The organism is Vibrio coralliirubri (assembly GCF_024347375.1).
Classification (GTDB): domain Bacteria; phylum Pseudomonadota; class Gammaproteobacteria; order Enterobacterales; family Vibrionaceae; genus Vibrio; species Vibrio coralliirubri.
This window is the reverse complement of the sequence record NZ_AP025471.1, coordinates 1,304,029-1,326,575: the sequence shown is the minus strand read 5'-3', so window position 1 is coordinate 1,326,575 and position 22,547 is coordinate 1,304,029. Positions and strand designations below refer to the sequence as shown.

The window sequence follows — 22,547 nt, the reverse complement described above, 5'->3', positions numbered from 1 at the left end:
ATCGAAGTTGGCTAATGTAATTATCAAACCCATAAACTAATATCGTTGGAGAGAAAAGGAATTGCGACTCAGCAAGCACATTTTTAAATGCATATTGGAGAGGGAGCCAAAATATGCCAGGGACAGAAGAAATTCAGATCAGCCAAGAACAAGTGAGAAAGAACAAAGCCAAGGTTCTGGCGAAGATAAACCAGCAAGGGATTATGTCTCAGGGCTTTCGTTTGGTTAATGTCAAAGATTACCAACAGAAGTTACAAGCTCTAAAACAGAAAGTCGAAAACTTCGATTACATGAATGACGCCAATAAGCAGCAAGATCAGGTCATTCTCGACATCATGACTCAGAAAGAGAAAATTCATAATTACTTGGATGAATCGTCGAGCCAGAAGTTAGGGAGCGGTAACCTAGATTTTGGTTCTCGAAATCAGGTCGCGAATGCCACGCTCAAGAAAAAGCAGCTGTTCATGATGTTTATGGAAACGGTTGAGGCGCAAGAAGCGCTCAGAGAGTTTGCTGTTAAAGTCGCTTCAGTATGTAACGGCACACTCAAACAGCCTCCGGGTGCTTATCTAGGCGTAAAAGATTTCCACGGCGCGCTGGATAAAATTACCAATCGAAAACGTCACTACGATATTGGCGATCTCAAAGATGCCGCTCGTATGACCATCGTATTCGAGAATATGGACGATATGATCGTAGCCAAGGCGATGATCATTTTGACCAAAGAGTTTATTGAGCTAAAACACCACCAGTCTGCGATGAAAGATCGCTACGGTACAAGCCAAGGCGACAATGCAAAATTCAACTGCGGAGCAACAGACGCCGGTTACAAAGACATTAAGTTCTTCTTAAAAATGGCCAACGGACATATCGGTGAATTGCAGCTCAATACCAAGAATATGATGGTGGCGAAAAAGAACGGTCACATCATCTATGACATCCTTCGAGATGGAGGCAATCTTGATAAGGCATTCACCATTACCAATACTGAGGTACTTGCCAAGATAAGTCGTAATATGAGTGAAAAATGGTTCAACTTTATGAACACTCGAGTACCTAAAGCGAGAGATGATTTGATGGCTGTACAGCAGTTGGTTGATCGTTTGAGAGCGAACCTTGGAAGGGGGCAGAACTCACTTCAAGTCAGCTTAGAAGAGATAACGATATTGTCTCGTGTCAGCCTCTATATCTATGAGCAAGGTGATAACGCCAGAGCTTTATTAGAGTAGTAAACCTGCATTGAGAGCTACTATGAGTCCGGTTACTTGACCGGACTTTTTGGTTTTAATCACCTCTTTTATTGCTTCGATAGCTCGGAGGTGTGACTCCAACCCAACCTTTGAATGCACGATTGAAATTACTTAAGTCGCTGTAACCCACTTGCCAACTGATGTCTTGAACAGAAAGGTTGGTCTCTTCAAGTAGCTGTTTTGCTTTAGCTTCCCGAACCTGTTCTTTGGCTTCTTTAAAGAGAATGTTTTTGCTTTTCAGGTTTCTCTGCAGCGTTCGTTTTGTCATGCCGAGCATGGTCGCAAACCACTCAATATTGAACCAAGGTAGAGTCGCATAGGTGTCTATTAATATCTCGACGGCGTGATGCCAATCATGGGTACTATTTTGTTCTGAAATGGCACGATAATCATCGGGCAGCGGAATCGAGAACGCACCATATTGCTGCTCAAACCGAATATCAGAATCAAAGAAATGCTTAGGTAACTTACGTGCGCTGTTGTGCTTAGAGACCAACTTGGCGTGTGATGGTTGCCAATGACTGTCAATGAACTTACGACAGAGGCTAATCACGGTCAGGGCGCGAAACCATTCGGTTTGTTCAAAACCTAAGGTCGATGGGTGATAGCAACTTCGATGACACAGCCACCACAATCCATCGCTTTTTTCCGTCCATATGGTGACGTGATTACTTAAGGTCGATATTTCAGTAATCAAGCAACGTACCGCTTGCTCTAGTGACGTGCATTGATCAATTTTTCGGTCTAGCTCAGGTGACAATTGCTCTAGAGAAGCCCTACGTCCAACCTCAATCCCTATCGAATAACCAAACTTTCGCTCAAGGCCATGAATGAAGCGAATCACGTCTTGTGTAGGAAGCCATTGATTGGATTGTGTTAGCTCAATGGGTAGACCGCACGCATCGGCGACAGTGCGCCAATCCAGTCTATGTTTGTCACAATACTGAATATATGGAGCAATGTTACTGGTCGAAGTGAGCAATATGCTAGTGGTGTTCGATGATGCTTTCATTGTTTTGTGCTTACCATTAAATGTCACCAAATGACCTAATTAAGTGTAGCGCATCTCCTTATACTTTTCCTAACCCAAACAGGAGACCAATTATGAAACTTAAACACATTGCCGTTCTAGTATCGTTAGCGACCGCATCGTCATTTGCTCTTGCAGCAAACCCAGTTGAAGAAGCTCTGAAAGTTGAAGGTGCCCAAGTTACCTTGACCGTGAAAGAGGCGAGCACAGCATTTACCCCAAGTTTTACTGACTCAGCTCGTGAGTTATTCAATAACTTTCATTGGCAGATGGGCGGCGACCACAGCGTTTACTACAACATGCACATGAGTGAGTTTCTACCAACGGCACTGGCGGCTCCAAACGAAGAGTACAAGCCTTTAGTTAAAAATATCGACCCACGACTCGCTGCACTCAAAGTTGATACTGAAAGCAAAGGTCAGTTGACAATGGATCAGTACTTGGCGGATGAACAGTTCCGTACTCAAGGCTTTATGCTAATTCACAAAGGGGAGATCGTTTACGAAGCTTACCCGGGTATGAAGCCGACAGATACGCATGTTTGGGCATCTACAGCGAAAACCACGGTTGGTACTGTGATTGCGATGTTAGTGGAAGAGGGCAAAGTCGACCCTGAAAAAGAGATCGCTGAGTATGTTTCTGAATTGAAAGGAACGAACTGGGATGGCATCACAGTACACCAAGTTCTGAACATGTCGACCGCGCTAGACAATGAAGAGACATTAGAGTCTATCTTGAACCCAGATTCTGATGTGGTGCGTTTCTTTGCGGCATCGTTTAACTCACCAAGAGCAAAAACGGGTGAGATGGAAACTTGGATGGAAGTGGCTCAAGGTGCACAGAAACTGGAAGGTGAACAAGCAGGTGACCATTTCCGTTACGCATCTATCAACACCATGGTACTGACTAAGTTAGTTGAAAACGTTGAAAACAAAACCTGGACTCAAGTATTCGAAGATCGTGTTTGGTCAAAAGTGCACGCACGTCAACCAATGCAATTCAACTTGACGCCAGATGGTATGGCGATCGCGGTTGGCTTGGTTTCATCAACGGTAGAAGACATGGCGCGCTGGGGAACACTATTTACACCTAGTTGGAAAGCGGTGGCTGATGAGCCAGTGGTGTCACAAGCTGTGATTGATCGTATCCGCAACGGCGGTGATCCAAAAGCATTCGTAGGTACTAGCAAAGAGAGCAGTTCACTGCACGCGTACAACGAAAAAGCGGACTACAACGCATACCAGTTTGATTTCATCTTCAACGATGGTGCGATGTCGAAAAGCGGCAACCTAGGCCAATTTATTTACATCGACCCTGCGCGTGACTTTGTGGGTGTGATGTTCTCAACCAACCCATACCACTCAGGTTTTGGTGAGAACAAAGGCCCAGCACTAATGCGCTCTGCGGCTAAGTTGTTGAATGACAAGTAATGTCCGTGGCTGAGCAAGGTAGAAACTAGAAACAACAGCCAATAAAGAAAAAGCCAGTCGCAATGACTGGCTTTGTTGACTCTACTTTTCGGTGTTTCTATTTGAGTGGTTAAACGTTACTTGTTGGCAACGTTACCTAGCTTCAACCACGTATCGATAACCGTATCCGGGTTTAGTGAAACAGAGCTGATGCCTTGCTCCATTAACCACTCTGCTAGGTCGTCATGGTCAGATGGGCCTTGGCCACAAATACCCACGTATTTACCCGCTTTGGTTGCCGCATCGATCGCCATTTTCAGCATTGCTTTCACGGCTGGGTTACGCTCATCGAATAGGTGTGCCACATCACCTGAATCTCGGTCTAGGCCAAGTGTCAGTTGTGTCATGTCGTTTGAACCGATAGAGAAGCCATCGAAGTACTTCAAGAACTCATCAGCCAAGATTGCGTTCGATGGTAGCTCACACATCATGATGACTTTCAGACCTTGGTCGCCACGGCGTAGGTCGAACTTAGCCAGAATGTCGATAACCGATGCCGCTTCACTTGGTGTACGAACGAATGGAATCATAATTTCAACGTTCTTAAGGCCCATCTCATTACGAACACGTTTGATTGCTTGAGTTTCTAGCTCGAAACAGTCTTCGAATACTGGTGAGATGTAACGAGATGCACCACGGAAGCCAAGCATTGGGTTCTCTTCATGTGGTTCAAACGTTTTGCCGCCTACAAGGTTGCTGTACTCATTCGACTTAAAGTCAGACATACGTACGATCACACGCTTAGGCCAGAATGCAGAAGCGATAGTCGCGATGCCTTCTGTTAATTTGCTTACGTAGAAATCGATAGGATCTTTGTAGCCGCGAATACGTTCGTTGATTTCCGCTTTTAGCTCATCCGTTTGCGCATCGAAGTTAAGCAGTGCTTTAGGGTGAATACCGATCATCTTGTTGATGATGAATTCAAGACGAGCAAGGCCAACACCTTCGTTTGGAATCTGCGCGAAATCGAAGGCACGATCTGGGTTACCCACGTTCATCATTACTTTGGTTGGCAGCATTGGTAGCTCATCAACCTCAGAGCGTTTGATTTCAAAGTCGAGTTCGCCGTTGTAAACGTAGCCTGTTTCGCCTTCTGAACATGACACTGTCACGGTATCGCCATCGTTTAGGCTGCTTGTTGCTGTACCACAACCAACAATCGCTGGGATACCAAGCTCACGAGCGATGATTGCAGCGTGACAAGTACGGCCGCCACGGTTAGTGACAATCGCAGACGCCTTCTTCATCACAGGTTCCCAATCTGGGTCTGTCATGTCTGTTACCAGTACATCGCCTTCTTGAACCAGTGACATTTGGTCTAGTGAATCAACCAAGCGAACTGGGCCTGAACCGATGCGTTGACCGATAGCACGACCTTCAACCAAGACGTCCGCCTTGTTGTTTAGCTCGTAACGCTCGATAACGTTTTGGTCGCTTTGAGAACATACGGTTTCTGGGCGAGCCTGAACGATGTAAAGCTTGCCGTCGATGCCATCTTTCGCCCACTCAATGTCCATTGGACGTTGGTAGTGCTTCTCGATGATCATCGCTTGTTTTGCTAGCTCTTTGATCTCTTCATCGTTCAATGAAAACTCGTTACGCTCTTGAGTGTCGGTGTCGATGATATCAACTTGCTTGCCGATCTCTTGATTGGTCGAGTAGATCATCTTGATCAACTTAGAACCAAACGTCTTCTTAACGATTGGGTAGTGACCCGCTTCTAGCATTGGTTTGTGAACGTAGAACTCGTCTGGGTTCACAGCACCTTGTACAACCATTTCACCCAAGCCCCAAGAGGAGGTGATGAATACCACTTGGTCGAAGCCAGACTCAGTATCAAGCGTGAACATCACACCTGAAGAAGCTTTGTCTGAACGAACCATGCGCTGGATACCCGCAGACAATGAAATGCCACGGTGGTCAAAGCCTTGGTGTACACGGTAAGAGATAGCGCGATCGTTAAAGAGTGACGCGTAAACGTGCTTAGTTGCTTCGAGTACCGCATCGATACCTTTCACGTTAAGGAATGTCTCTTGCTGGCCTGCGAAAGAAGCATCTGGAAGATCTTCTGCCGTTGCCGATGAACGAACCGCTACAGACAATTCTTCGTTGTCTTCAATTAGCTCGCGGTAGTTATCACGGATGTCTTGCTCTAGTGATTCTGGGAAGGGTGCATCTAGAACCCATTGTCGAATCGTTGCACCTGTCTTACGCAGTGCGTCAACGTCTTCAACATCAAGTTCATCAAGTAGTTGGTGAATACGCTCATCAAGACCTTTGTAATCAAGAAAGTCGTTAAACGCATAAGAGGTGGTAGCAAAACCATTAGGTACAGAAACACCAGCATTGGACAGGTTAGAAACCATCTCGCCCAGTGAGGCGTTCTTACCGCCGACTTTGTCGACATCTTCCATGGATAGGCCATTGAACCATAGGGTATTATTTTGCATTTATTTCTCCAGAAACATAGCAAGCATTGTAGGGATTTAAAGGCAAACGATTACGTATCAGTTTAAAAAAATGTAAATTATTTTTTAAAGCTGTGGGGGACGTAATAGTCAGCAGGGTTTCGTTATATATATTATGGTTCCCATCCTACTCAAAATAATTTTAAACATTAAATAAAAAATGCAAATTGATATTCAAAGTCGTGATGTATTCTATGTTTCTGATGGAACGGCCATAACATGTGAGACTTTAGGGCATGTTGTTCTAGGTCAATTCCCTTTTAAAGCCAATGAAAAAACCTTTCCGTTTGTGGAAAGTGAGGACAAACTTTCTGATTTATTGAAAGAGATTGAAATTTCGTATCGTGATACCGGGTTAGAACCGCTGGTGTTCTTTTCGATTGTGATACCTGATATCAAGGATAAATTGCTAGAAGCGCCCGCGCACTGTTATGACGTGTTAGAGAGCATCGTGCAGAAAGTACAGGATGACATTCAGATGGCGCCTGTTCCTAAGTTGCAGCGCTCACGCAGTGTAAACAAGGACTCGGTGAAGTATTTCGACCGTATTGCTGCGATTGAGTACACGCTCGCGCATGATGATGGCATCACGCTAAAAGGGCTGGAAGAAGCCGACATCATCTTGTTAGGGGTTTCTCGAAGTGGCAAAACACCAACAAGTTTGTATATGGCGATGCAGTTTGGCTTACGCGTAGCAAACTACCCATTTATCCACGATGACTTGGCGCGCTTAAAGTTGTTGCCAGAGTTTGAGATCTACCGACATAAGTTGTTTGGTTTAACCATTGATGCAGAAAGGCTCACTGAAATTCGTGAGAACCGTTTAGCAGGCAGCGAATACGCCAGTGACTCACAATGTTTGTATGAATTGCAAACGGTAGAGGCGATGTTCCGCAGAGAGGCTGTGCCGTACATCAATACCTCTTCGCTATCGGTTGAAGAAATTTCGACACGAATCTTGGAGCGAACGGGCTTAAGACGTCGCTTGCTATAGTGGGTGGTTGATCAAACCTATGTTTTGATTTCGTTGCTCCTGATATAAGGAGCAACGAGGTTAACTTTCCCGTATTCATACACTTCTGCACCCTATATTCCTCTCTCCTCGTTAGAGTTTTTACCTACAAAGCTTATGAAAAATGTCGCTTAATTCTTTGCCTGTTTGTCGGATGTATACCTATTGTTTAAGGAACGGTTAACTAAATAACCGATAATTATTAAAAATACATGTGTCAGTTCATCAACAGGTTAGGGAAAACAGTTTATGAAGATATCAGAGCTTACTATTCGCAGTAGGTTACTTTTTGGCAATTTCATTACGATCAGTATCTTAGTCGTACTATGTGTTGTGGTGTGGAACTCAATTAAAACTTTGAATAGTACCGATGCTATGGTTACGCATACCTACCAGGTGATTGATCAATCGAACCGCCTAGTTAATTCGATGGTCGACCAAGAGACGGGTTTACGAGGTTATGCGATCGGTGGCCAAGAAGAGTATCTAGAACCTTACCATGCAGGTAAACAAGCCTTTGAGCAAAGCTTATCCATAGTAAAGAACCTAACCAGTGATAACCCTGCTCAACAGCAACGATTTGATGAAGTCAATCGAGCTGCTAAGGAATGGCAGGTGTATGCTCAAGAGGTTATTGTTTTACGTAAGAGCATTCATGACGGGGAAGCATACGTGAATGAACTCAAAGCACTGATCGCGAGTGGTATTGGTAAAGAGAAGATGGATAACCTACGAGCTGAAATTGCTACAGGGCGCTATCTTAATGGCGAGTCTCTTATCAACAACATGGTGAATATGGAAACGGGCTTGCGCGGTTTTATGCTAAATCGCGAAGAAGCTTTTTTAGAGCCTTATCACGAAGGGAAATCGAAGGTAGCTAAGCAGTTAGCTTCGATGGGAGACAGTCAATTATCGCGCGACATTCAATCTTGGATTGATGATTACGCATCAACCGCGATTGCATTAGTACGTGAATCCAACCGCTTTAGCTCCATTGACGACCTTTACACAAAGCTTGCTCAAAAGCAGGGTAAACAATACATGGATGGCTTGCGTAATAAAGTTGCTGAAATTATTAACGTCGAGCAAGTGCTTATGGTCGAAAGAAAAGAGGCAGCAAACTCAGCCTCTGATTTGGCACTGATGGCACTTGCAGTTGGTGGCGTCTCTTCGGTCGTTTTCTGTTTTGGTTTTGGTGCGTTCATTTCTCGAAGTATCACTTCACAGATCAATTACGTTATTGGCATCGCTAAGCAATTAGCTAAAGGTGATTTGACGGTCAATATTGAAAAAGGTGCTAAGAACGAAATTGGAGAGTTAACCAACTCGTTGAAAGCAACGGCAGAAAGCTTGAAAACCATCATTGGTAACATGATGGTGGCAAGTGAACGATTGAGCAGTTCATCGACTCAATTAACGAATATTACGGTGAGTACGAACAACGGTGCGAATGAACAGATGTTGATGACAGATCAAGTCGCTGTTGCGATGAACCAGATGTCTATCTCTGTTCAAGAAGTTGCGAGAAATGCAGTCGATACCGCTCAATCTGCAAGTGAAGCGAGTGATGAAGCGATGCAAGGTTTGACAGTAGTACAAGAGACAACCACGAGTATTAACTCCCTAGAATCTGAGATCGAGAGTACAATGGCTCGCCTCGAAGATCTTTCCCGTGAAGCTACCAATATAGGCGGTATTCTTGATGTGATATTAGACATTGCGGCTCAAACTAACTTGCTAGCATTGAATGCGGCTATTGAAGCTGCAAGAGCGGGAGAACAAGGAAAAGGTTTTGCTGTGGTGGCTGATGAAGTGCGGAGCCTTGCTCAACGAACACAAGATTCGACCTCGGAGATTCAAGGTTTAATTGAACGTTTGCAGCTCGGGACGAAAGATGTGGTGAGTAGCATGCAGAAAAGCAGTGATATTGCCAAGAGGAGCGTAGAAAATGCCGAGAAATCAGGGCAAGCTTTTGATGTTATTACTCGTTCAATCAACAATATCTCTGATATCAGTACACAAAGTGCGAGCGCCTCTGAAGAGCAAAGTGTGACGGTTGAGCAGATCAATCAAAATGTGGTGAACGTTAATCGTATTACCAAAGAGAGCGTTGCCGGGGCTGAACAAACAGTAGAATCAAGCCAAGAGTTGGTGAGTTTAGCGGAACAACTACAGAAAATTGTTGGTCAGTTTAAAGTGAAAAATGTTAGCTGAGAAAGTACGGAGTCGTTTGGCAATTTAAGCAAAGGCTACAGCTGTCATGCCGAGCCTCTATTGAAATAGTGGGACTCTATTTTTATTGCTCAAAAAATTAAAGCAGCCTCGATGCAGATTAGTATCGAGGCTGCTTTGTTTATACAGTGCGTGGTTCGTTGTGCGTTAAATGGCCATAATCCAGTAAGTAGTTATAGTCCAATAAGTAACTATAGTTCAGTAAATCAGCATAGTTCAGCAAGCAAACTTAGCTCAGTCAACGCTTCACGCAATAATTAGTTTAGCGCAGTAAACTGATACCAAGTTCTTGGCTTTTTGTTTCCATCCAGCGGTTCAAATCATTTGGCCACTCAATTGTTGCCTCTACGCAAAAGCCGCGAAGCATCGAGAAATACACTGCTTGATCGATTAGAGGCAGTGATGACTCACCATTCTCTAGGTCCAGTAATAGCTCGGCATCTTTCAGTAATGGGTTAATCAGTTGAACGAACTGAGGCGTCTTTTCTAACAGTTCTTCAAAGTTAAAACCTTCAGTCTCTTTACTGGCACGCCAAGCTTCTTTAGCTCCAGCAGAGCGATATTCAGCCAAGTCGAGGTTCCACCAACGTGGGCGACCAATCTGTTGAGTAAGAGGGAATGCGCGAGTTTGGAACGCCGTCACTTGCTCTGATGGCACACGCTGCTCATCGCTTGATTTCAAGTCCAGGAAGTACGCGATGATATCTAGGCTCTCAGCCATGATAGAGCCGTCGTCTTTTTGTAAGACGGGTACCATTTTTTTACCGATCAGATCGATAAGGGTTTGGGCATCATCATAATCGACAGAAACAAGCTCAATGTTCAAGCCTAGTGATTGAGCAATGTAGGAGACTCTTGCACAGAAAGGGCAGTGGTCGTAAATGTAAAGCTTCATAGCTTCCCTCGTTCGGGTCTTTCTTAGTATAAGATGATGCTAATGTACCAGAAACTTTCGCAGACAATAAGCCTTTGTTAACAAGAACTATTCACTGCGATTAAGTGCTCGGGGATATCAAGAGAACGATGGGAATAAGTACTGAATGTAGAAAGTCGTTGCCTAATTCTATTGTCAGTTGACTGCGGTTTTATTGTAACGAGTAAGCGAATGAGAAAGCTGGTGGGTAAATGACGGGCATAAAAAAGGCTCTGGCTGCTCACTCTAATGCAGAAGAGTGAAGTCAGCCAAAGCCTCAATTTTGTTACCTTTAGTAGAGTGACTACTAAAAGGGCAGAGTGGTTAAACTATGCTTTTTTAAGATCTTGCGCTGGGTAAGTAAGCGTCATTGCGCCTTCTACCGTTGTAACGTGAACGTAGCCGCCACCAGCACTTAGGCCAGTTACTACCATTTCACCTAGTTCAACACCTTTTGTTGCTACAACGCGATCATCAACTGAAAACACTTTACACACCTTCAATAAATTAAATAAATACGATAGATATCGAACGCGGATTTAAACAGATGGCACCCCAATCAACTAATCCAGTTATTTGTCGTAAAGATTAAATTTAGTTATGTATAAATCAGTATGTCTTAAAAATCAGTTTGTTAACTTACGCTGTGACGTTATTTATCCGCTGGATAAACGACACCAACTTGTTGGCGCATCTCTGTAATTAACTTAGCAACCGTTAAAGCGCGCAGTTGGGCCTGCGCTTGTGTTGCGTTGTCGCCAGCAATGCAGCTAGCAAAGGCCTGCGCTTCGTAACTCATGGAGTTTTCGCTTTGTGCTTGAGTAAGGTTTTCTACCGTGCCATCGCGGTAGCGGATCTTAACGTCAGTACATTCAGCGATGTGATCGATGATGATCGCCCCTAATTCACCTTGGATCTCGCTTGGTGCATAAGAGTCGCTGACTTTGGAGTGAGCAAGGGTCACGTCAAACTCAGGATACTGGAAGATCGCACAGCCATGAGCATCGACACCTGAATCAAGTAGCTTTGCAGAAGCCTGTGCATTTTCAGGTTTGCCAAATAGCGCGACTGTCGCGGCAACACAGTAAAAGCCAATATCGACCAATGAGCCGTTAGAAAAAGCTGGGTTGAAGGTATTTGGGTTCTCGCCGTTTAGGTACTTTTGGTAGCGTGATGAATACTGGCAGTAGTTGATGTGTGCCTTATGTACCTTACCAATCTTTTCTAACCCAAGTTGAACTTGCTTAAAGTTCGGTAGGAATTGAGATTTATACGCCTCAAACAGCACCACACCGTTCTGCTTAGCGACCTCAAACATTCGTGTTGCTTCTTCAATATTCGATGCGACAGGCTTTTCACAGATGACATGCTTGCCGTGTTCCATCATGAAGATAGATTGCTCGCAATGCAGTGAGTTCGGTGAAGCGATGTACACGGCTTCAACAGTGTTGTCATTGGCCAATGCGTCGAGTGAGTCATACGTGGTTTCAACGTCAAATTCTTGGGCGAACTGTGCCGCGCTGTCTAGATTTCGAGAGTAAACCGCAGCAAGTTGCATTGATTGAGATTCGTGAGCAGCTTGAACAAACTTTTGTGTAATCCAATTGGTTCCAATTACAGCAAACTTAATCATATGGGTATCCAGTCGTTAGTCGTCGTTAGTATATTGATTCTGCAGAGATAGTAGCACTCAACGGCTGGCAATGTGCCTGAGATTTGCGGAACAATTTCCCTAAACATAGTGCCTAATATTAATAATCAGCCTTCACAGAGCGTCTGAGTTGACCAGTGTAACGGTGCACAACTAAGCCATTTTTGCTAAGGTGTTATTGAATTCAAACAAGGTGATGATATGCAAATCCGGACGGCCAAGGTAACTGATATTAACGCGATCTTAGCGCTCTCTGAGCAGATAAACCGTCAACATCATCTTGGTGCGCCTATGGTATTTGCGCCAGCGTCACAAGGTTTGGCCGACAGTGAAGAGTATTGGTTAGGCTTGATGCTTGACCCACTTGGCGCTTTCTTTGTTGCAGTCGATGACAAGCAAGTCGTTGGTTTTTTAGCGGGTAAGGTAACGCAGAATAAAGGCGTCAGTTTTATTCAGCCACACAAGGTGGCAAGGGTGAATACGATTGTGGTGAACGATCAGGTTCAGAGCAAAGGTGCTGGTCGAGCGTTAATGAAGTCGTTTAATCAATGGGCGCAGGCGAGAGGGGCGATAGAACTTAGGTTAGAGGTGATGGAGTTTAATCAACAAGCTCAGGGTTTTTATGAGTCGTTAGGAATGGAAACTCAGTCACGAACCATGTCCATGCGTTTTGAGGAGATCTAAAGGTGCGTCTGTTTTTGCCATTATCATTGTGTTTACTGTTTGTGGCTTCGAACGCGAATGCTGAGCAAGTCGTGGTCGAGAAAATAGTCTCTGATGCGACCGCTATCGAAACCATCGTATTCGAGTCTGCACCTGCTCATTCTCAACGTGTCTCAACGTCTTCATCTAATTCAACCTCTTCCACCAGCTCAAACTCCAAGCATGTGATTATTGTGGATGATGTTCTTAACAGTCGTTCTGATGAAAAGGTTGCTCAGCTTTCTCAAGGGTCATCGAAACGTCCACCTCAAAGTTCCTCACGACAGTTTTACAACCTACCAGGTAGCGCTTCTGAGATAGATTCGCTGGCGCAAGTGGTTACTTTAGTTAAAGTCGATAAATCGAAACGTAGGATGTATCTGCTAAAAGGTGAAGAGGTGATTCAGGAGTTTCGTATTGCGCTAGGCAAACAACCGAAAGGGCATAAACGCTTTGAAGGGGACAACCGAACGCCTGAAGGGGAGTACCAGCTCGATTATGTGATGGAAGAGTCGGACTTTTATCGCTCAGTACATATTAACTATCCGCAACCTTCTGATATGCAATGGGCAGAGCAAAATGACGTAGACCCCGGAGGAAACATCAAAATCCATGGCATCAAAAATGGTGAGCGTCGTTCGCCGAGCTTTATCCAAAGCTTTGATTGGACGGATGGCTGTATCGCATTAACCAATCAAGATATGGATGAGTTTCTCCTACTTGTAAAAATGGGTACCCCTATCCATATCGAATGGTAGTCATTGGTACCCACTTTTCTTAATCACTTTCCGCAGTCAATTAGCGCAATCAATTCGCGAAACCAACTTCTGAAATCAACTTCCAAAATTAACCGCTAAAGCCAGTTACAGTAAGACTCGACCAGCACTGAAGATTGCAATCACAATCAGCAATGCAATGGTGACTGGCTTGAACTTCGCTCCACCAAATCTCTCGAACAGTTTAGAACCCACATAACCGCCAAACATGCTGCTTGGTAGAAGCGCGAGAGTCAGCCAAACTACATCGCGGTCGACTAACCCAGCGATAGATGCCGAAACAAATGCAGTAGAATCCGCCAATACAAAGAAGGCTATCAAGCCAGCTCTGGCTATGTGCGGAGCGACTGGGCTTGCCAATGCATGAGTGCCAATTGGAGGCCCTGACATCGAAGCCGCGCCGTTCATTACACCCGCAAGGCTGCCTAGAATATAGGGAGCAAATCTAGGTTCGCTTTTGTACTGGAAGCCTTTGTAGATCATAAGTGCAGACGCAAAAATGAAGGCACTGATGATCAAGATGATCGTGTCTTGGCTAACGGATTTAAGCAGAAGTAAGCCGACTGGTGTGAAGGCAAAACAAGGGATAAATACCTTTAAAACCCAGCGCCAGTTAACATGCTTTCGAACTTTAGGCAGTAATTGAACATTGCCTAGGAGATCGATCAACATGAAGACGGGAACCAGTTCGATAACAGGCACGAATAACGCACTTAATGGCAATGCTACTAAGGTGAAACCGAAACCTGAGAAGCCACGAACAATAGCGGCGAAAATGAAGATTGCACCCAAAATTGGGAAGGTTGGACTAAAAATGAGATCCATAAATTAAGTAACCAATGAAGCTGTCTGTATAGAGCGAGCTAATGAAACCAAGTGAGTAGCGGAATGTACTCCTACTCACTTGTGTTTGCTACCTAATTTTAAGGTTTCCCGAGAGTTAATTTTAAAGTCTCTCGGGGTTATTTTTGCGGTATTTGTTTGGTCAATTTATAGGGGTGAATTGATTTGGAAAATCAGTGAATACGGCATCTACTTTTGAGATGAATTTGAAGTGAGACGGATCGTTTACTGTGTAGCACCAAGTTTGAATGTTTGCTTCACTGAGTGTATCAAGATCGCTCTGATTCACATGCTCGTAGTTCATGTGACAGCTGAACGCTTTAACCTCGTCAATCAACATCAAGTCGGCTTGAGTCAGTTGCTCTGTGATCACACCTACGCGGTATCTCGGCAGGTGACGAGCCATTTCAGAAACGACTTGATGACTGAAACTTGAAAGCAGCACTCTGTCGGTGTCTAGATTTGAACGAATCAACTCGGTATGCAGCAAATCAACGACATGAGGCGCTTGATGTCGACTGTCTACTTTGATTTCTAAGTTCACGCTGAGATCATGCTGCTCAACAAGCGCGAGCAACTCTTCCAACGTCAATATTCTTTCACCAGCGAACTGCTCAGACTTCCAACTGCCAAAATCGAGCTGACGCAGTTCTGCAAGGGTATGCTCGTCGACACGACCCTTGCCATCACTGCAGCGCTCAAGGGTGTGGTCGTGACAAACCACAAGTTGATCATCCTGAGTTGGCTGAATATCTACTTCGATCCATTTCAAGCCGAGTTTAGCGGCTTGTTCAATGCTTGATTTGGTATTTTCTGGGTGAGTACCTGCTACACCCCGATGACCTACGATGATAGACGACATAATTAATCCTTCTTAAAGACGCACCGTAAAAACGCATTAAATATCAGTGTACTCGATTAAGCGAGAGCCGTCGTTATGCTTGTCGCCTCTTCGCGTGACTCTTGTGAAGTAAAGTTATTCGGCTGAATACGCTTGCCACGACTGTCAAAAATATGCAGGTTGGATTTATCAATGCTTAATCCGAGTGGCAGTACTTGGCATAGTGTCGTTTCTGGCGTGACGGCGATAAAGGGTTGGTCGTTCACCAGGCCATGAACCAATTGATTCGGCCCCAACGGCTCAACCACATTGATACGCAGTTCGAGAGGCAAGGTGTTCATCTTTAATTCGGAACAAACCTCAGAGTGTTCAGGGCGAATGCCAAGCGTGATAGTCGCGTCCTTAACGTGCGCATACTCTGGCAGATACATTTGTTGATCGCCGATTTCAAGATAGCCATCATCGAGCGTGGCAGTTAAGAAGTTCATCGCGGGGCTGCCAATAAAGCTTGCTACAAAGGTGCTGGCAGGCTGGTGGTAGACCTCTTTTGGTGTGCCGACTTGTTCAATTTGGCCTTTGTTGAGAACCACAATTCTATCAGCCAGTGTCATGGCTTCGACTTGGTCATGAGTCACGTAAACACTGGTTACGCCTAGCTCGCGTTGCAGCTTTTTGATTTCTAATCTCATGTGAGCGCGCAATGAGGCATCTAGGTTAGACAAAGGCTCATCAAACAAGAACAGTTGAGGGTCGCGTACGATCGCTCGCCCCATGGCAACCCGCTGGCGCTGACCACCCGAAAGCTTGGCTGGCTTGCGGTCTAGGTACTCTTCGATTTTCAGTGTCTTGGCGACTTTCTCAATCTTCTCTTCAATTACGTGTTGGCTGACACCTCGGTTCTTTAAACCATAAGCGAGGTTTTTGTATACCGTCATGTGAGGGTAGAGTGCGTAATTTTGAAAGACCATTGCGATATCTCGTTGAGCTGGCTTTTCGTTATCAACACGACGGCCACCCAAGTGAATCTCTCCGCCAGAGATGCTTTCCAACCCTGCTATTGAACGCAGGATAGAAGACTTGCCGCAGCCCGATGGGCCAACCAACACAAGAAATTCACCCTTTTCGATATCAAGCGAGACATCTTTCACTGCACGATGACCGTTCTCATAAGTCTTTACCAAGTTTTTGATGCCCAACATGGTAGGTGCTTTGTGCGTATGGTTTTGAGTGGCTTGGGTGTGCCCTAACGTTTGCTTTAACTTTGGCATCGGGGTGTCCTCTGATTTTTGCGGAGAAGCCGGGTGAGACATCTTGTACTCAGCGAGTGATTGAATGCGGTGATCGTTCATTTGATTTTTGTCGTTATTATTTTTCACTTTCTACTAGCCCTTTTACAAACCAACGCTGAAATACAACCACCACTAAAACGGGTGGCAACATAGCTAAAATCACCATGGCAAAAACATAGTCGTAGCGCGGTAAACTGGTTTCATTGATGTTTTTGAGTACTTGTTTGATGCCCATCACGATGGTGTTGTAGCCTTCGTCTGTGGTCATCATGATTGGCCACAGATATTGGTTCCAACCCACCACAAACATGATGATGAAGATTGCGGCGATCATGGTTTTAGACAGTGGCAATAAGATGTCGACAAAGAATCGAAACGGACCTGCGTTATCTAGCTGAGCGGCTTCTAACAATTCATCGGGGATGGTTTTGAAGAACTGCCTAAAAAAGAACGTAGCGGTTGCTGAGGCGATCAAAGGCAGAATTAAACCGGTGTAGCTATTAAGCAGCCCAAGCCCAGCGACAACTTCATAGGAAGGGATAATGCGCACTTCTAATGGCAGCAAAAGCGTCACGAAGATCAACCAGAACCAAGCTGTAGCATAAGGCAACCTGAAGTAGACCAAAGCATACGCGGTCATCATCGAAATGATGATCTTACCGATCGCAAAGCCTAGCCCCATGATCATCGAGTTGGCGATCATTTTGCTGGCGGTGACTTCGCCACTGAATCCCATGCTTTTGTTCCAAGCTTCGCTATAAATGGCCGTAAAGTTATCGCCTGGAAGCCATTGCAGGCCTTCGCTGACAATGGTGTTTGGGTTATGCGTCGAGCTAGCAAAGATGAGCCAGATAGGGACCAACATAAACAGCATCCCAGTAATTAAAATTAGGTGGTCAGAGACCTTATTACTTTTCATAAATAACTCCTGCCGCGTTAAAACCTAGCTGTCGTGGGCTAGTAATGAACACGTTTTTCTACAACGCGAAACTGGATAAATGTAAGAGTGAGTACCAGTAGCAACAACACAACTGATTGCGCAGAGCTGCCGCCTAAATCTGCGCCAACAAACCCGTCTCGATACACCTTGTACACCAACGACGTTGTGCCGCCACCCGGGCCGCCATTGGTCATGGTGTCGATCACGCCAAAGGTTTCAAAGAACGAGTAGGTGAGGTTGATGACCAGAAGAAAGAAGCCTGTAGGTGCGAGTAGCGGGAAAGTAATGGTCCAGAAACGTTTTGAGTCGCTGACGCAATCCAGCATCGCCGCTTCTTTTACGGCGTAAGAGATCGATTGAAGCCCAGCCAGAAAGTAGATGAAATTCACCGAAACCTGTTTCCACACTGAGACCAAAATCAGAGCAAACGTGGCATCTAAAGGGTCGGTCTGGAAGCTAAAGTCCCAACCTATAACCGCAAATATCTCGGTAAACACGCCAATATGTGGGTTAAACAAGAAAGCACCGATTACGCCTGCAATCGCAGGAGCAACCGCGTAAACCCAAGTGAGAGTGACCTTGTAAGCCCCTTGTCCGTGAATGATGTTGTCGGCTTTTACGGCGAGCAGCAGCGCTAAGGCAAGCGATAAGAAAGAGACCACGATTGCGAACATTAATGTGAAGCCAATCGAGTTCAGATACTCGCTCGATTCGAACAGCATTTGATAGTTCTCGAACCACACGAATATCGATGAGGTGCCCCAAGGGTCTTCTAGCATGAAGGACAGGTAAACTGCCTTTGCTGCTGGGTAGATAAAGAAAACCGCAATGATGAGTATCTGAGGCGCCAAAAATAGGTAAGGCAACGGAGAGTGAAAGAATTGCTGACGTCGTTCCACAGGGTAATCCCCAAAAATTAGTGACTGTTATCACTGTTAGTTACGGTGAGCACTAGCGCTATAGCAAAGGAATGCATCCAGTTGAGTTGTAGTTTTTGGAGCAAGAAATGGCGCTAGTGAAGAATCTCCTCACTCCTTGCCATTGCGTTTTTAATGACGCAGTGACAAGTGGTGAGGAGCAATGAACGGCTTTCGGTTGTTAAGCCTTTAGCTCAGTAATCTGCTTTGGTTAAAAAGCCAAATTAGTTCATCGTACGAGCGAAGCGTTTCAGCAGTTTGCTGCTCTCATCTTCGACTTTATCTAGGCTGTTCTCGACGCTAGAGCGCTCGGCGAAGATATTGTCGAATTCACGATGCATCACTTCACGAATTTGAGGGTAGTAACCTAAGCGGTAGCCCTTAGTCCACTCGCCCGATTTTAGGCTTAGCTGCTTTACGCCCACTTCTGCGTCTGGTTGTTCGTTGTAGTAGCCAGACTCTTTCGCTAGCTCATAGGCAGCCGTTGTTACAGGTACATAGCCAGTGGTTTTGTGCCAATAAACTTGAGTTTCAGGCTTAGTCAGGTAATCAAAGAACGCCGCTACACCTTTGTCTTGCTGTTGGTCATGGCCATTGAGTGCAAACAGAGCTGCGCCGCCAATGAAGGTTAAGCCTGCGTCTGGGTTAACCGATTTCCAGTATGGAAGGTATGTGGTGCCGAGTTCGAAAGGTACGCGGTTACGTAAGCCGCCGAATGAGCCTGAAGAACCCATCCACATCGCCACTTCTTGGCGCTCGAAAGGGGTTTGGTTTGCATCCCAGTCGCTGCCGTAATACTTGTAGTAACCGAGATCTGACCACTCTTTCATCTTGCTAACGTGCATCATCATGTCTTTGGTGTTGAACATGATCTTAGTGGACAAGCCGTCGTAGCCGTTGTTTTGGTCCGCGACCGGTAGATTGTGGCGAGACTTAAAGTTCTCGAACATGATCCACGGTGTTAGAGATTGAGAAAATGCGATGTGTCCTTCTGCCTTCAGCTTCTTAGCGACCACTTCTAGTTCTTCATAAGTTTTAGGCGCGTCTGCACCGACTTCCGCGAGAAGATCTTTGTTGTAGTAAAGAACCGGTGTCGAACTGTTGAAAGGCATACCAACCATCTTGCCTTGGTTGTCGGCATAGAAGTTACGAACGCCGGCTAGGTAATCGTTTGAATTAAAGTTGTAGCCCGACTCAACCAGAATATCCTGTACCGGTTTCGCGACGCCTTTCGCGTTCATGATGGTTGCTGCACCTGCATCGAAGACTTGCAGAATATTGGGTGCTTCACCTGCTCGGTATGCCGCGATACCCGCTGTTAAGGTCTCTGTGTATGAACCCTTGTAGATTGGCGTGATCTGGTAATCATCTTGTGATGCATTAAAGTCGGTCGCAATTTTGTTTACTGTTTCTCCAAGTTGGCCGCCCATTGCGTGCCACCAAGTGACTTGAGTCGTTGCGAACGCTGGCATTGCCGCTGTCGCAGAAAGAACGCCTGCCAAAATTAGCTTATTCATCTTCGTTTCCTTTTGGATGAAATCGATGTCGAGGTATTGGATTAGAGTGTTAACGAGACGGTAGGGGTGTCGTTTGAAGCTATCTTGAACAGGGCGTATTTCACTTAAGTGGCTAAACCGTTTCACTGATATGAAAGATTCATTTCGATTTGGTTTAAGAGAAAAGTTATTGATGATTTTGATATTTATTGCGTGCGGTTTTTAAGAGGTTTGTTGACCAATATTTGATCGGCATTTGTTCAACAAAAAAGCCTCTCGAAGTGAAGTGACCCCGTAAAGTTGGACATTTCTGTTAAGCGGCTTTCAAGGCCTGAGTTCGATATTCTATCGGAGTCAGGCCTTTTAGTTTCACTTTTATACGTTTGGTATTGTAGTACTCGATGTATTCTTTAATCTGCTCTATCAGAGCATCTGCATCTTCAAAGCTTTGGTTGTGATACATCTCGGTTTTGAGTAAAGCAAAAAAGTTTTCAGCAACAGCATTATCCAAGCAGTTACCTTTTCTCGACATGCTTTGCGTTAACCCACTCTCCGCTACCTTTTTCTGATACTGTCGATGGCGATATTGCCAACCTTGATCGCTATGTATAATTGGCTTTGAGTTGGGTTTAAGCGTTGATATAGCTTCCGTCAGCATATCTGTGACAAGCGGCAAGCAGGCATTTTTGGCCACTCTATAAGCAACCACCTCCTGAGTAAACAAGTCGACAACGGGAGATAAGTATACTTTCTGCTCTTTGACTTTGAACTCCGTGACATCAGTTACCCACTTTTCATCGGGTTGAGTCGCACTAAAATCTCTTTCAAGAACGTTGGGAGCAGCTTTTCCTGACTCTCCTCGGTATGAACGATACTTTTTAATCCTGACCGTCGATTTAAGGTTGAGCTGAGCCATAAGCCTTTGAACCGTTTTGTGATTAAGCACGAACCCCTGATTCTTTAGTTCCAAGTGAATACGGCGGTAGCCGTATCGCCCCTTATGTTCATGATAAATTGACTTTATCAACCGCAGCTCACGTTCGTAGCTATTTTGGCGCTTGCTCGTTTGAGCCTGATAATAAAAGACACTTTTTGCCAACTGTAGAGTGTGCAGTAAGTGCTTTAATGGGTACTTGCCTTTAAGAGTTAGAGCTATGACCGCTTTTTCTTTGTTCGACGGTTTTTTTTCTGCTCCAACTCTTCCAACTTTTTTAGAACGGCATTCTCGGTTCGTAAGTAGACCAACTCCTCTTTTAGCTCCTCAAGTGTCATTTCATTATCAGGCTTAGTGGTACGTTGAGGTTGCTGTTTCATTGAGGGTCTTCCTTTCTGGCGCATTTCGAGCCCCTTGATACCGAGCTCATTAAATCGTTTAAGCCAGACAGAGAGTATTCCAGGGGATGAGAGGTTTAATACAGCGCTAGTGTGCGTGAGAGACCATTCATTCGTCCACATTAAATTCAATGCTTTTCGTTTTGTTTGAGCAGTCGCGGCATGATTAGTTGGTAAAAATGAATCAGTACCATGGATGGCAAAGACTTGAGCCCAATACCGTATCTGCCTTGAAGAAATTGAATATTGTTTTGCTAAGTAGAGAGATGACGTGCCATCTAAGTATTGCTTAGCAATGATACATTTTAGCTCTCGGCTATATTTGGACATAAAAAGACCCCCAATAATTGGTGTCCAACTATTGGGGGTCAGTTCAAAGGAGAGGCTTTGAATAAGCTAGAGCTTGTAACAATCGGCTTTGTTCTAGTGAGCGATATCGAGTTGGTTGTCTTTCACGCCGTTAATACGGAACCAACCTGCAATACTGAATCGCTCTGTGTTGGTCGGCAGTACCTCGTGTGGGAACTGTTCAGATAAGAACACAAACAAACGGCCTGACTTTGGTGGAATGGTCGCGATGTGGTTGTCTTTTAGATCGTAAACCACAAGCTCACCTGCGTCGTCTTCTGTCCACTCGTCGTTCATGTAGAACACGGTAGTCAGACGGCGGTTCTCATTGCCCTTGAAGCAGTCTAAGTGCTTCTGGTAGAAGTCGCCTTTTTCGTATTTAGCAAAGTGCGCTTCGTACTCGAACAGACCCAAAAAGAACGCTTGGTTTGCCGCTAAACGAATTTGTTCCATCTTATCTAAAAACAGAGATGCTGGCTGACCCATATCGCGGCGCACCCATTGAATCTTGTCGCTACGGATGGTCGACTCTCGCGTTACTTCATCGTTACGGCCAATCCTAGCCTTTTTCCAGTTCTCTGGAATGCAATCCCTCAATGCCACCACTTCTTCTTGAGTTAAGAAGTCATCCCAAACGAAATAACCTTGGGTAGAAAGAGCATCGATTAATTGGTTCATGTATAGCACTCAGACAATAAATTAGAGGCGCATATATAGTCCTAATAACTCAGGTCAACAAATCACATGCTTTGTCGTCACGATAAATGGAGTTGGCAGCTTGAATCGTAAGGCCTATAGAGCAAGGTTTACGGCAATGCGGGCATTCGATAATGCTGAAAATATCGGATGAAATTGATGGCAATCTTTGGAATCTGTTCTCATTGTTCTGAGTTGAATTGGATTTGAGTAACATTGGATTTGAGTAACATTGGATTTGAGCAATTTAGTGGATTCCAATCGAAATCTTGATTCGAGTTCTCTATCCGGTTTTAGATTATTGCTTTTAACAAAATGATCACAATTGAAGTCGAGTTTGCT

20 protein-coding genes are annotated in these 22,547 nt (G+C 44.9%); 6 read left to right on the top strand and 14 right to left on the bottom strand.

Annotation, left to right across the window (positions count from 1 at the left end):
• Window positions 1–113 precede the first annotated feature (113 nt).
• On the top strand, window positions 114–1,229 hold the full coding sequence (locus tag OCV20_RS22570; RefSeq protein WP_048609044.1) for a hypothetical protein: 1,116 nt from the start codon (window positions 114–116) through the stop codon (window positions 1,227–1,229).
• 55 nt (window positions 1,230–1,284) lie between these two features.
• On the opposite strand, the gene OCV20_RS22565 is transcribed toward OCV20_RS22570, so the two are convergent.
• Window positions 1,285–2,262, bottom strand: a complete 978-nt coding sequence (locus OCV20_RS22565) for a helix-turn-helix domain-containing protein (RefSeq protein WP_086774591.1) — start codon at window positions 2,260–2,262, stop codon at window positions 1,285–1,287.
• Between the two features lie 92 nt (window positions 2,263–2,354).
• On the opposite strand from OCV20_RS22565, the gene OCV20_RS22560 reads away from it, so the two are divergent.
• On the top strand, window positions 2,355–3,710 hold the full coding sequence (locus OCV20_RS22560; protein ID WP_086774573.1) for a serine hydrolase domain-containing protein: 1,356 nt from the start codon (window positions 2,355–2,357) through the stop codon (window positions 3,708–3,710).
• 116 nt (window positions 3,711–3,826) lie between these two features.
• On the opposite strand, the gene ppsA is transcribed toward OCV20_RS22560, so the two are convergent.
• A complete protein-coding gene (gene ppsA, locus OCV20_RS22555) occupies window positions 3,827–6,199 on the bottom strand; it encodes a phosphoenolpyruvate synthase (protein WP_050645846.1) in 2,373 nt (790 codons plus the stop codon).
• A gap of 178 nt (window positions 6,200–6,377) precedes the next feature.
• On the opposite strand from ppsA, the gene ppsR reads away from it, so the two are divergent.
• A complete protein-coding gene (gene ppsR / locus OCV20_RS22550; RefSeq protein WP_086774572.1) occupies window positions 6,378–7,211 on the top strand; it encodes a posphoenolpyruvate synthetase regulatory kinase/phosphorylase PpsR in 834 nt (277 codons plus the stop codon).
• A 267-nt stretch (window positions 7,212–7,478) separates the two neighbouring features.
• Window positions 7,479–9,443 carry a CHASE3 domain-containing protein gene (locus tag OCV20_RS22545; RefSeq protein ID WP_086774571.1) on the top strand — a complete coding sequence of 655 codons (1,965 nt, stop codon included), beginning with the start codon at window positions 7,479–7,481 and terminating at the stop codon, window positions 9,441–9,443.
• A gap of 280 nt (window positions 9,444–9,723) precedes the next feature.
• On the opposite strand, the gene grxB is transcribed toward OCV20_RS22545, so the two are convergent.
• The 3 genes from grxB to OCV20_RS22530 form a co-directional block, all read right to left on the bottom strand.
• On the bottom strand, window positions 9,724–10,356 hold the full coding sequence (gene grxB, locus OCV20_RS22540) for a glutaredoxin 2 (protein ID WP_086774570.1): 633 nt from the start codon (window positions 10,354–10,356) through the stop codon (window positions 9,724–9,726).
• Window positions 10,357–10,703: 347 nt separating this feature from the next.
• Window positions 10,704–10,862 (bottom strand): hypothetical protein, encoded by a 159-nt coding sequence (locus tag OCV20_RS22535; protein WP_004733064.1) that lies wholly within the window; start codon window positions 10,860–10,862, stop codon window positions 10,704–10,706.
• Between the two features lie 164 nt (window positions 10,863–11,026).
• Window positions 11,027–12,007: a Gfo/Idh/MocA family protein gene (locus tag OCV20_RS22530; protein WP_086774569.1), complete on the bottom strand. Its 981-nt coding sequence runs from the start codon at window positions 12,005–12,007 to the stop codon at window positions 11,027–11,029.
• A gap of 219 nt (window positions 12,008–12,226) precedes the next feature.
• Between OCV20_RS22530 and OCV20_RS22525 the strand changes: the two genes are divergently transcribed.
• Window positions 12,227–12,709 carry a GNAT family N-acetyltransferase gene (locus tag OCV20_RS22525; protein ID WP_086774568.1) on the top strand — a complete coding sequence of 161 codons (483 nt, stop codon included), beginning with the start codon at window positions 12,227–12,229 and terminating at the stop codon, window positions 12,707–12,709.
• Window positions 12,710–12,711: 2 nt separating this feature from the next.
• Window positions 12,712–13,485, top strand: a complete 774-nt coding sequence (locus OCV20_RS22520; protein ID WP_086774567.1) for a L,D-transpeptidase family protein — start codon at window positions 12,712–12,714, stop codon at window positions 13,483–13,485.
• A 105-nt stretch (window positions 13,486–13,590) separates the two neighbouring features.
• On the opposite strand, the gene OCV20_RS22515 is transcribed toward OCV20_RS22520, so the two are convergent.
• The 9 genes from OCV20_RS22515 to OCV20_RS22475 all read right to left on the bottom strand — a co-directional run bounded on the left by OCV20_RS22515 (window position 13,591) and on the right by OCV20_RS22475 (window position 22,187).
• Window positions 13,591–14,328: a sulfite exporter TauE/SafE family protein gene (locus OCV20_RS22515; protein ID WP_048612840.1), complete on the bottom strand. Its 738-nt coding sequence runs from the start codon at window positions 14,326–14,328 to the stop codon at window positions 13,591–13,593.
• Window positions 14,329–14,488: 160 nt separating this feature from the next.
• The gene (locus OCV20_RS22510) at window positions 14,489–15,208 is read right to left on the bottom strand and encodes a glycerophosphodiester phosphodiesterase family protein (protein WP_086774566.1); all 720 of its coding nucleotides are present in this window, start codon (window positions 15,206–15,208) and stop codon (window positions 14,489–14,491) included.
• 56 nt (window positions 15,209–15,264) lie between these two features.
• A complete protein-coding gene (gene ugpC, locus OCV20_RS22505) occupies window positions 15,265–16,563 on the bottom strand; it encodes a sn-glycerol-3-phosphate ABC transporter ATP-binding protein UgpC (RefSeq protein WP_086774565.1) in 1,299 nt (432 codons plus the stop codon).
• Entirely contained in the window at window positions 16,553–17,395 is an 843-nt protein-coding gene (ugpE, locus tag OCV20_RS22500) for a sn-glycerol-3-phosphate ABC transporter permease UgpE (protein WP_086774564.1), read from the bottom strand. The genes ugpC and ugpE overlap by 11 nt, the downstream gene beginning before the upstream one ends.
• Before the next feature lie 38 nt (window positions 17,396–17,433).
• Window positions 17,434–18,315: an ABC transporter permease subunit gene (locus OCV20_RS22495; RefSeq protein ID WP_017071586.1), complete on the bottom strand. Its 882-nt coding sequence runs from the start codon at window positions 18,313–18,315 to the stop codon at window positions 17,434–17,436.
• 242 nt (window positions 18,316–18,557) lie between these two features.
• Window positions 18,558–19,850, bottom strand: coding sequence for an extracellular solute-binding protein (locus OCV20_RS22490; protein ID WP_086774563.1), 1,293 nt, complete (start codon window positions 19,848–19,850; stop codon window positions 18,558–18,560).
• Window positions 19,851–20,142: 292 nt separating this feature from the next.
• A complete protein-coding gene (locus OCV20_RS22485) occupies window positions 20,143–20,985 on the bottom strand; it encodes an IS3 family transposase (protein WP_108721729.1) in 843 nt (280 codons plus the stop codon).
• Window positions 20,982–21,491 (bottom strand): helix-turn-helix domain-containing protein, encoded by a 510-nt coding sequence (locus OCV20_RS22480; protein WP_086774936.1) that lies wholly within the window; start codon window positions 21,489–21,491, stop codon window positions 20,982–20,984. Before OCV20_RS22480 ends, OCV20_RS22485 begins: the two co-directional genes overlap by 4 nt.
• Window positions 21,492–21,584: 93 nt before the next feature.
• Window positions 21,585–22,187 (bottom strand): 2OG-Fe(II) oxygenase, encoded by a 603-nt coding sequence (locus tag OCV20_RS22475; RefSeq protein WP_050621773.1) that lies wholly within the window; start codon window positions 22,185–22,187, stop codon window positions 21,585–21,587.
• Between the last annotated feature and the right edge of the window lie 360 nt (window positions 22,188–22,547).

Excerpts from the sequence above, each read along its gene's own strand:
- OCV20_RS22515 (WP_048612840.1), bottom strand. The coding sequence starts at position 14,328 with ATGGATCTCATTTTTAGTCCAACCTTCCCAATTTTGGGTGCAATCTTC.
- ugpE (WP_086774564.1), bottom strand. The coding sequence starts at position 17,395 with ATGAAAAGTAATAAGGTCTCTGACCACCTAATTTTAATTACTGGGATG.
- OCV20_RS22530 (WP_086774569.1), bottom strand. The coding sequence starts at position 12,007 with ATGATTAAGTTTGCTGTAATTGGAACCAATTGGATTACACAAAAGTTT.
- OCV20_RS22570 (WP_048609044.1), top strand. The coding sequence starts at position 114 with ATGCCAGGGACAGAAGAAATTCAGATCAGCCAAGAACAAGTGAGAAAG.
- OCV20_RS22565 (WP_086774591.1), bottom strand. The coding sequence starts at position 2,262 with ATGAAAGCATCATCGAACACCACTAGCATATTGCTCACTTCGACCAGT.
- OCV20_RS22490 (WP_086774563.1), bottom strand. The coding sequence starts at position 19,850 with ATGAATAAGCTAATTTTGGCAGGCGTTCTTTCTGCGACAGCGGCAATG.
- OCV20_RS22560 (WP_086774573.1), top strand. The coding sequence starts at position 2,355 with ATGAAACTTAAACACATTGCCGTTCTAGTATCGTTAGCGACCGCATCG.
- grxB (WP_086774570.1), bottom strand. The coding sequence starts at position 10,356 with ATGAAGCTTTACATTTACGACCACTGCCCTTTCTGTGCAAGAGTCTCC.
- ppsR (WP_086774572.1), top strand. The coding sequence starts at position 6,378 with ATGCAAATTGATATTCAAAGTCGTGATGTATTCTATGTTTCTGATGGA.
- OCV20_RS22475 (WP_050621773.1), bottom strand. The coding sequence starts at position 22,187 with ATGAACCAATTAATCGATGCTCTTTCTACCCAAGGTTATTTCGTTTGG.
- OCV20_RS22510 (WP_086774566.1), bottom strand. The coding sequence starts at position 15,208 with ATGTCGTCTATCATCGTAGGTCATCGGGGTGTAGCAGGTACTCACCCA.
- OCV20_RS22545 (WP_086774571.1), top strand. The coding sequence starts at position 7,479 with ATGAAGATATCAGAGCTTACTATTCGCAGTAGGTTACTTTTTGGCAAT.
- ppsA (WP_050645846.1), bottom strand. The coding sequence starts at position 6,199 with ATGCAAAATAATACCCTATGGTTCAATGGCCTATCCATGGAAGATGTC.
- OCV20_RS22525 (WP_086774568.1), top strand. The coding sequence starts at position 12,227 with ATGCAAATCCGGACGGCCAAGGTAACTGATATTAACGCGATCTTAGCG.
- OCV20_RS22480 (WP_086774936.1), bottom strand. The coding sequence starts at position 21,491 with ATGTCCAAATATAGCCGAGAGCTAAAATGTATCATTGCTAAGCAATAC.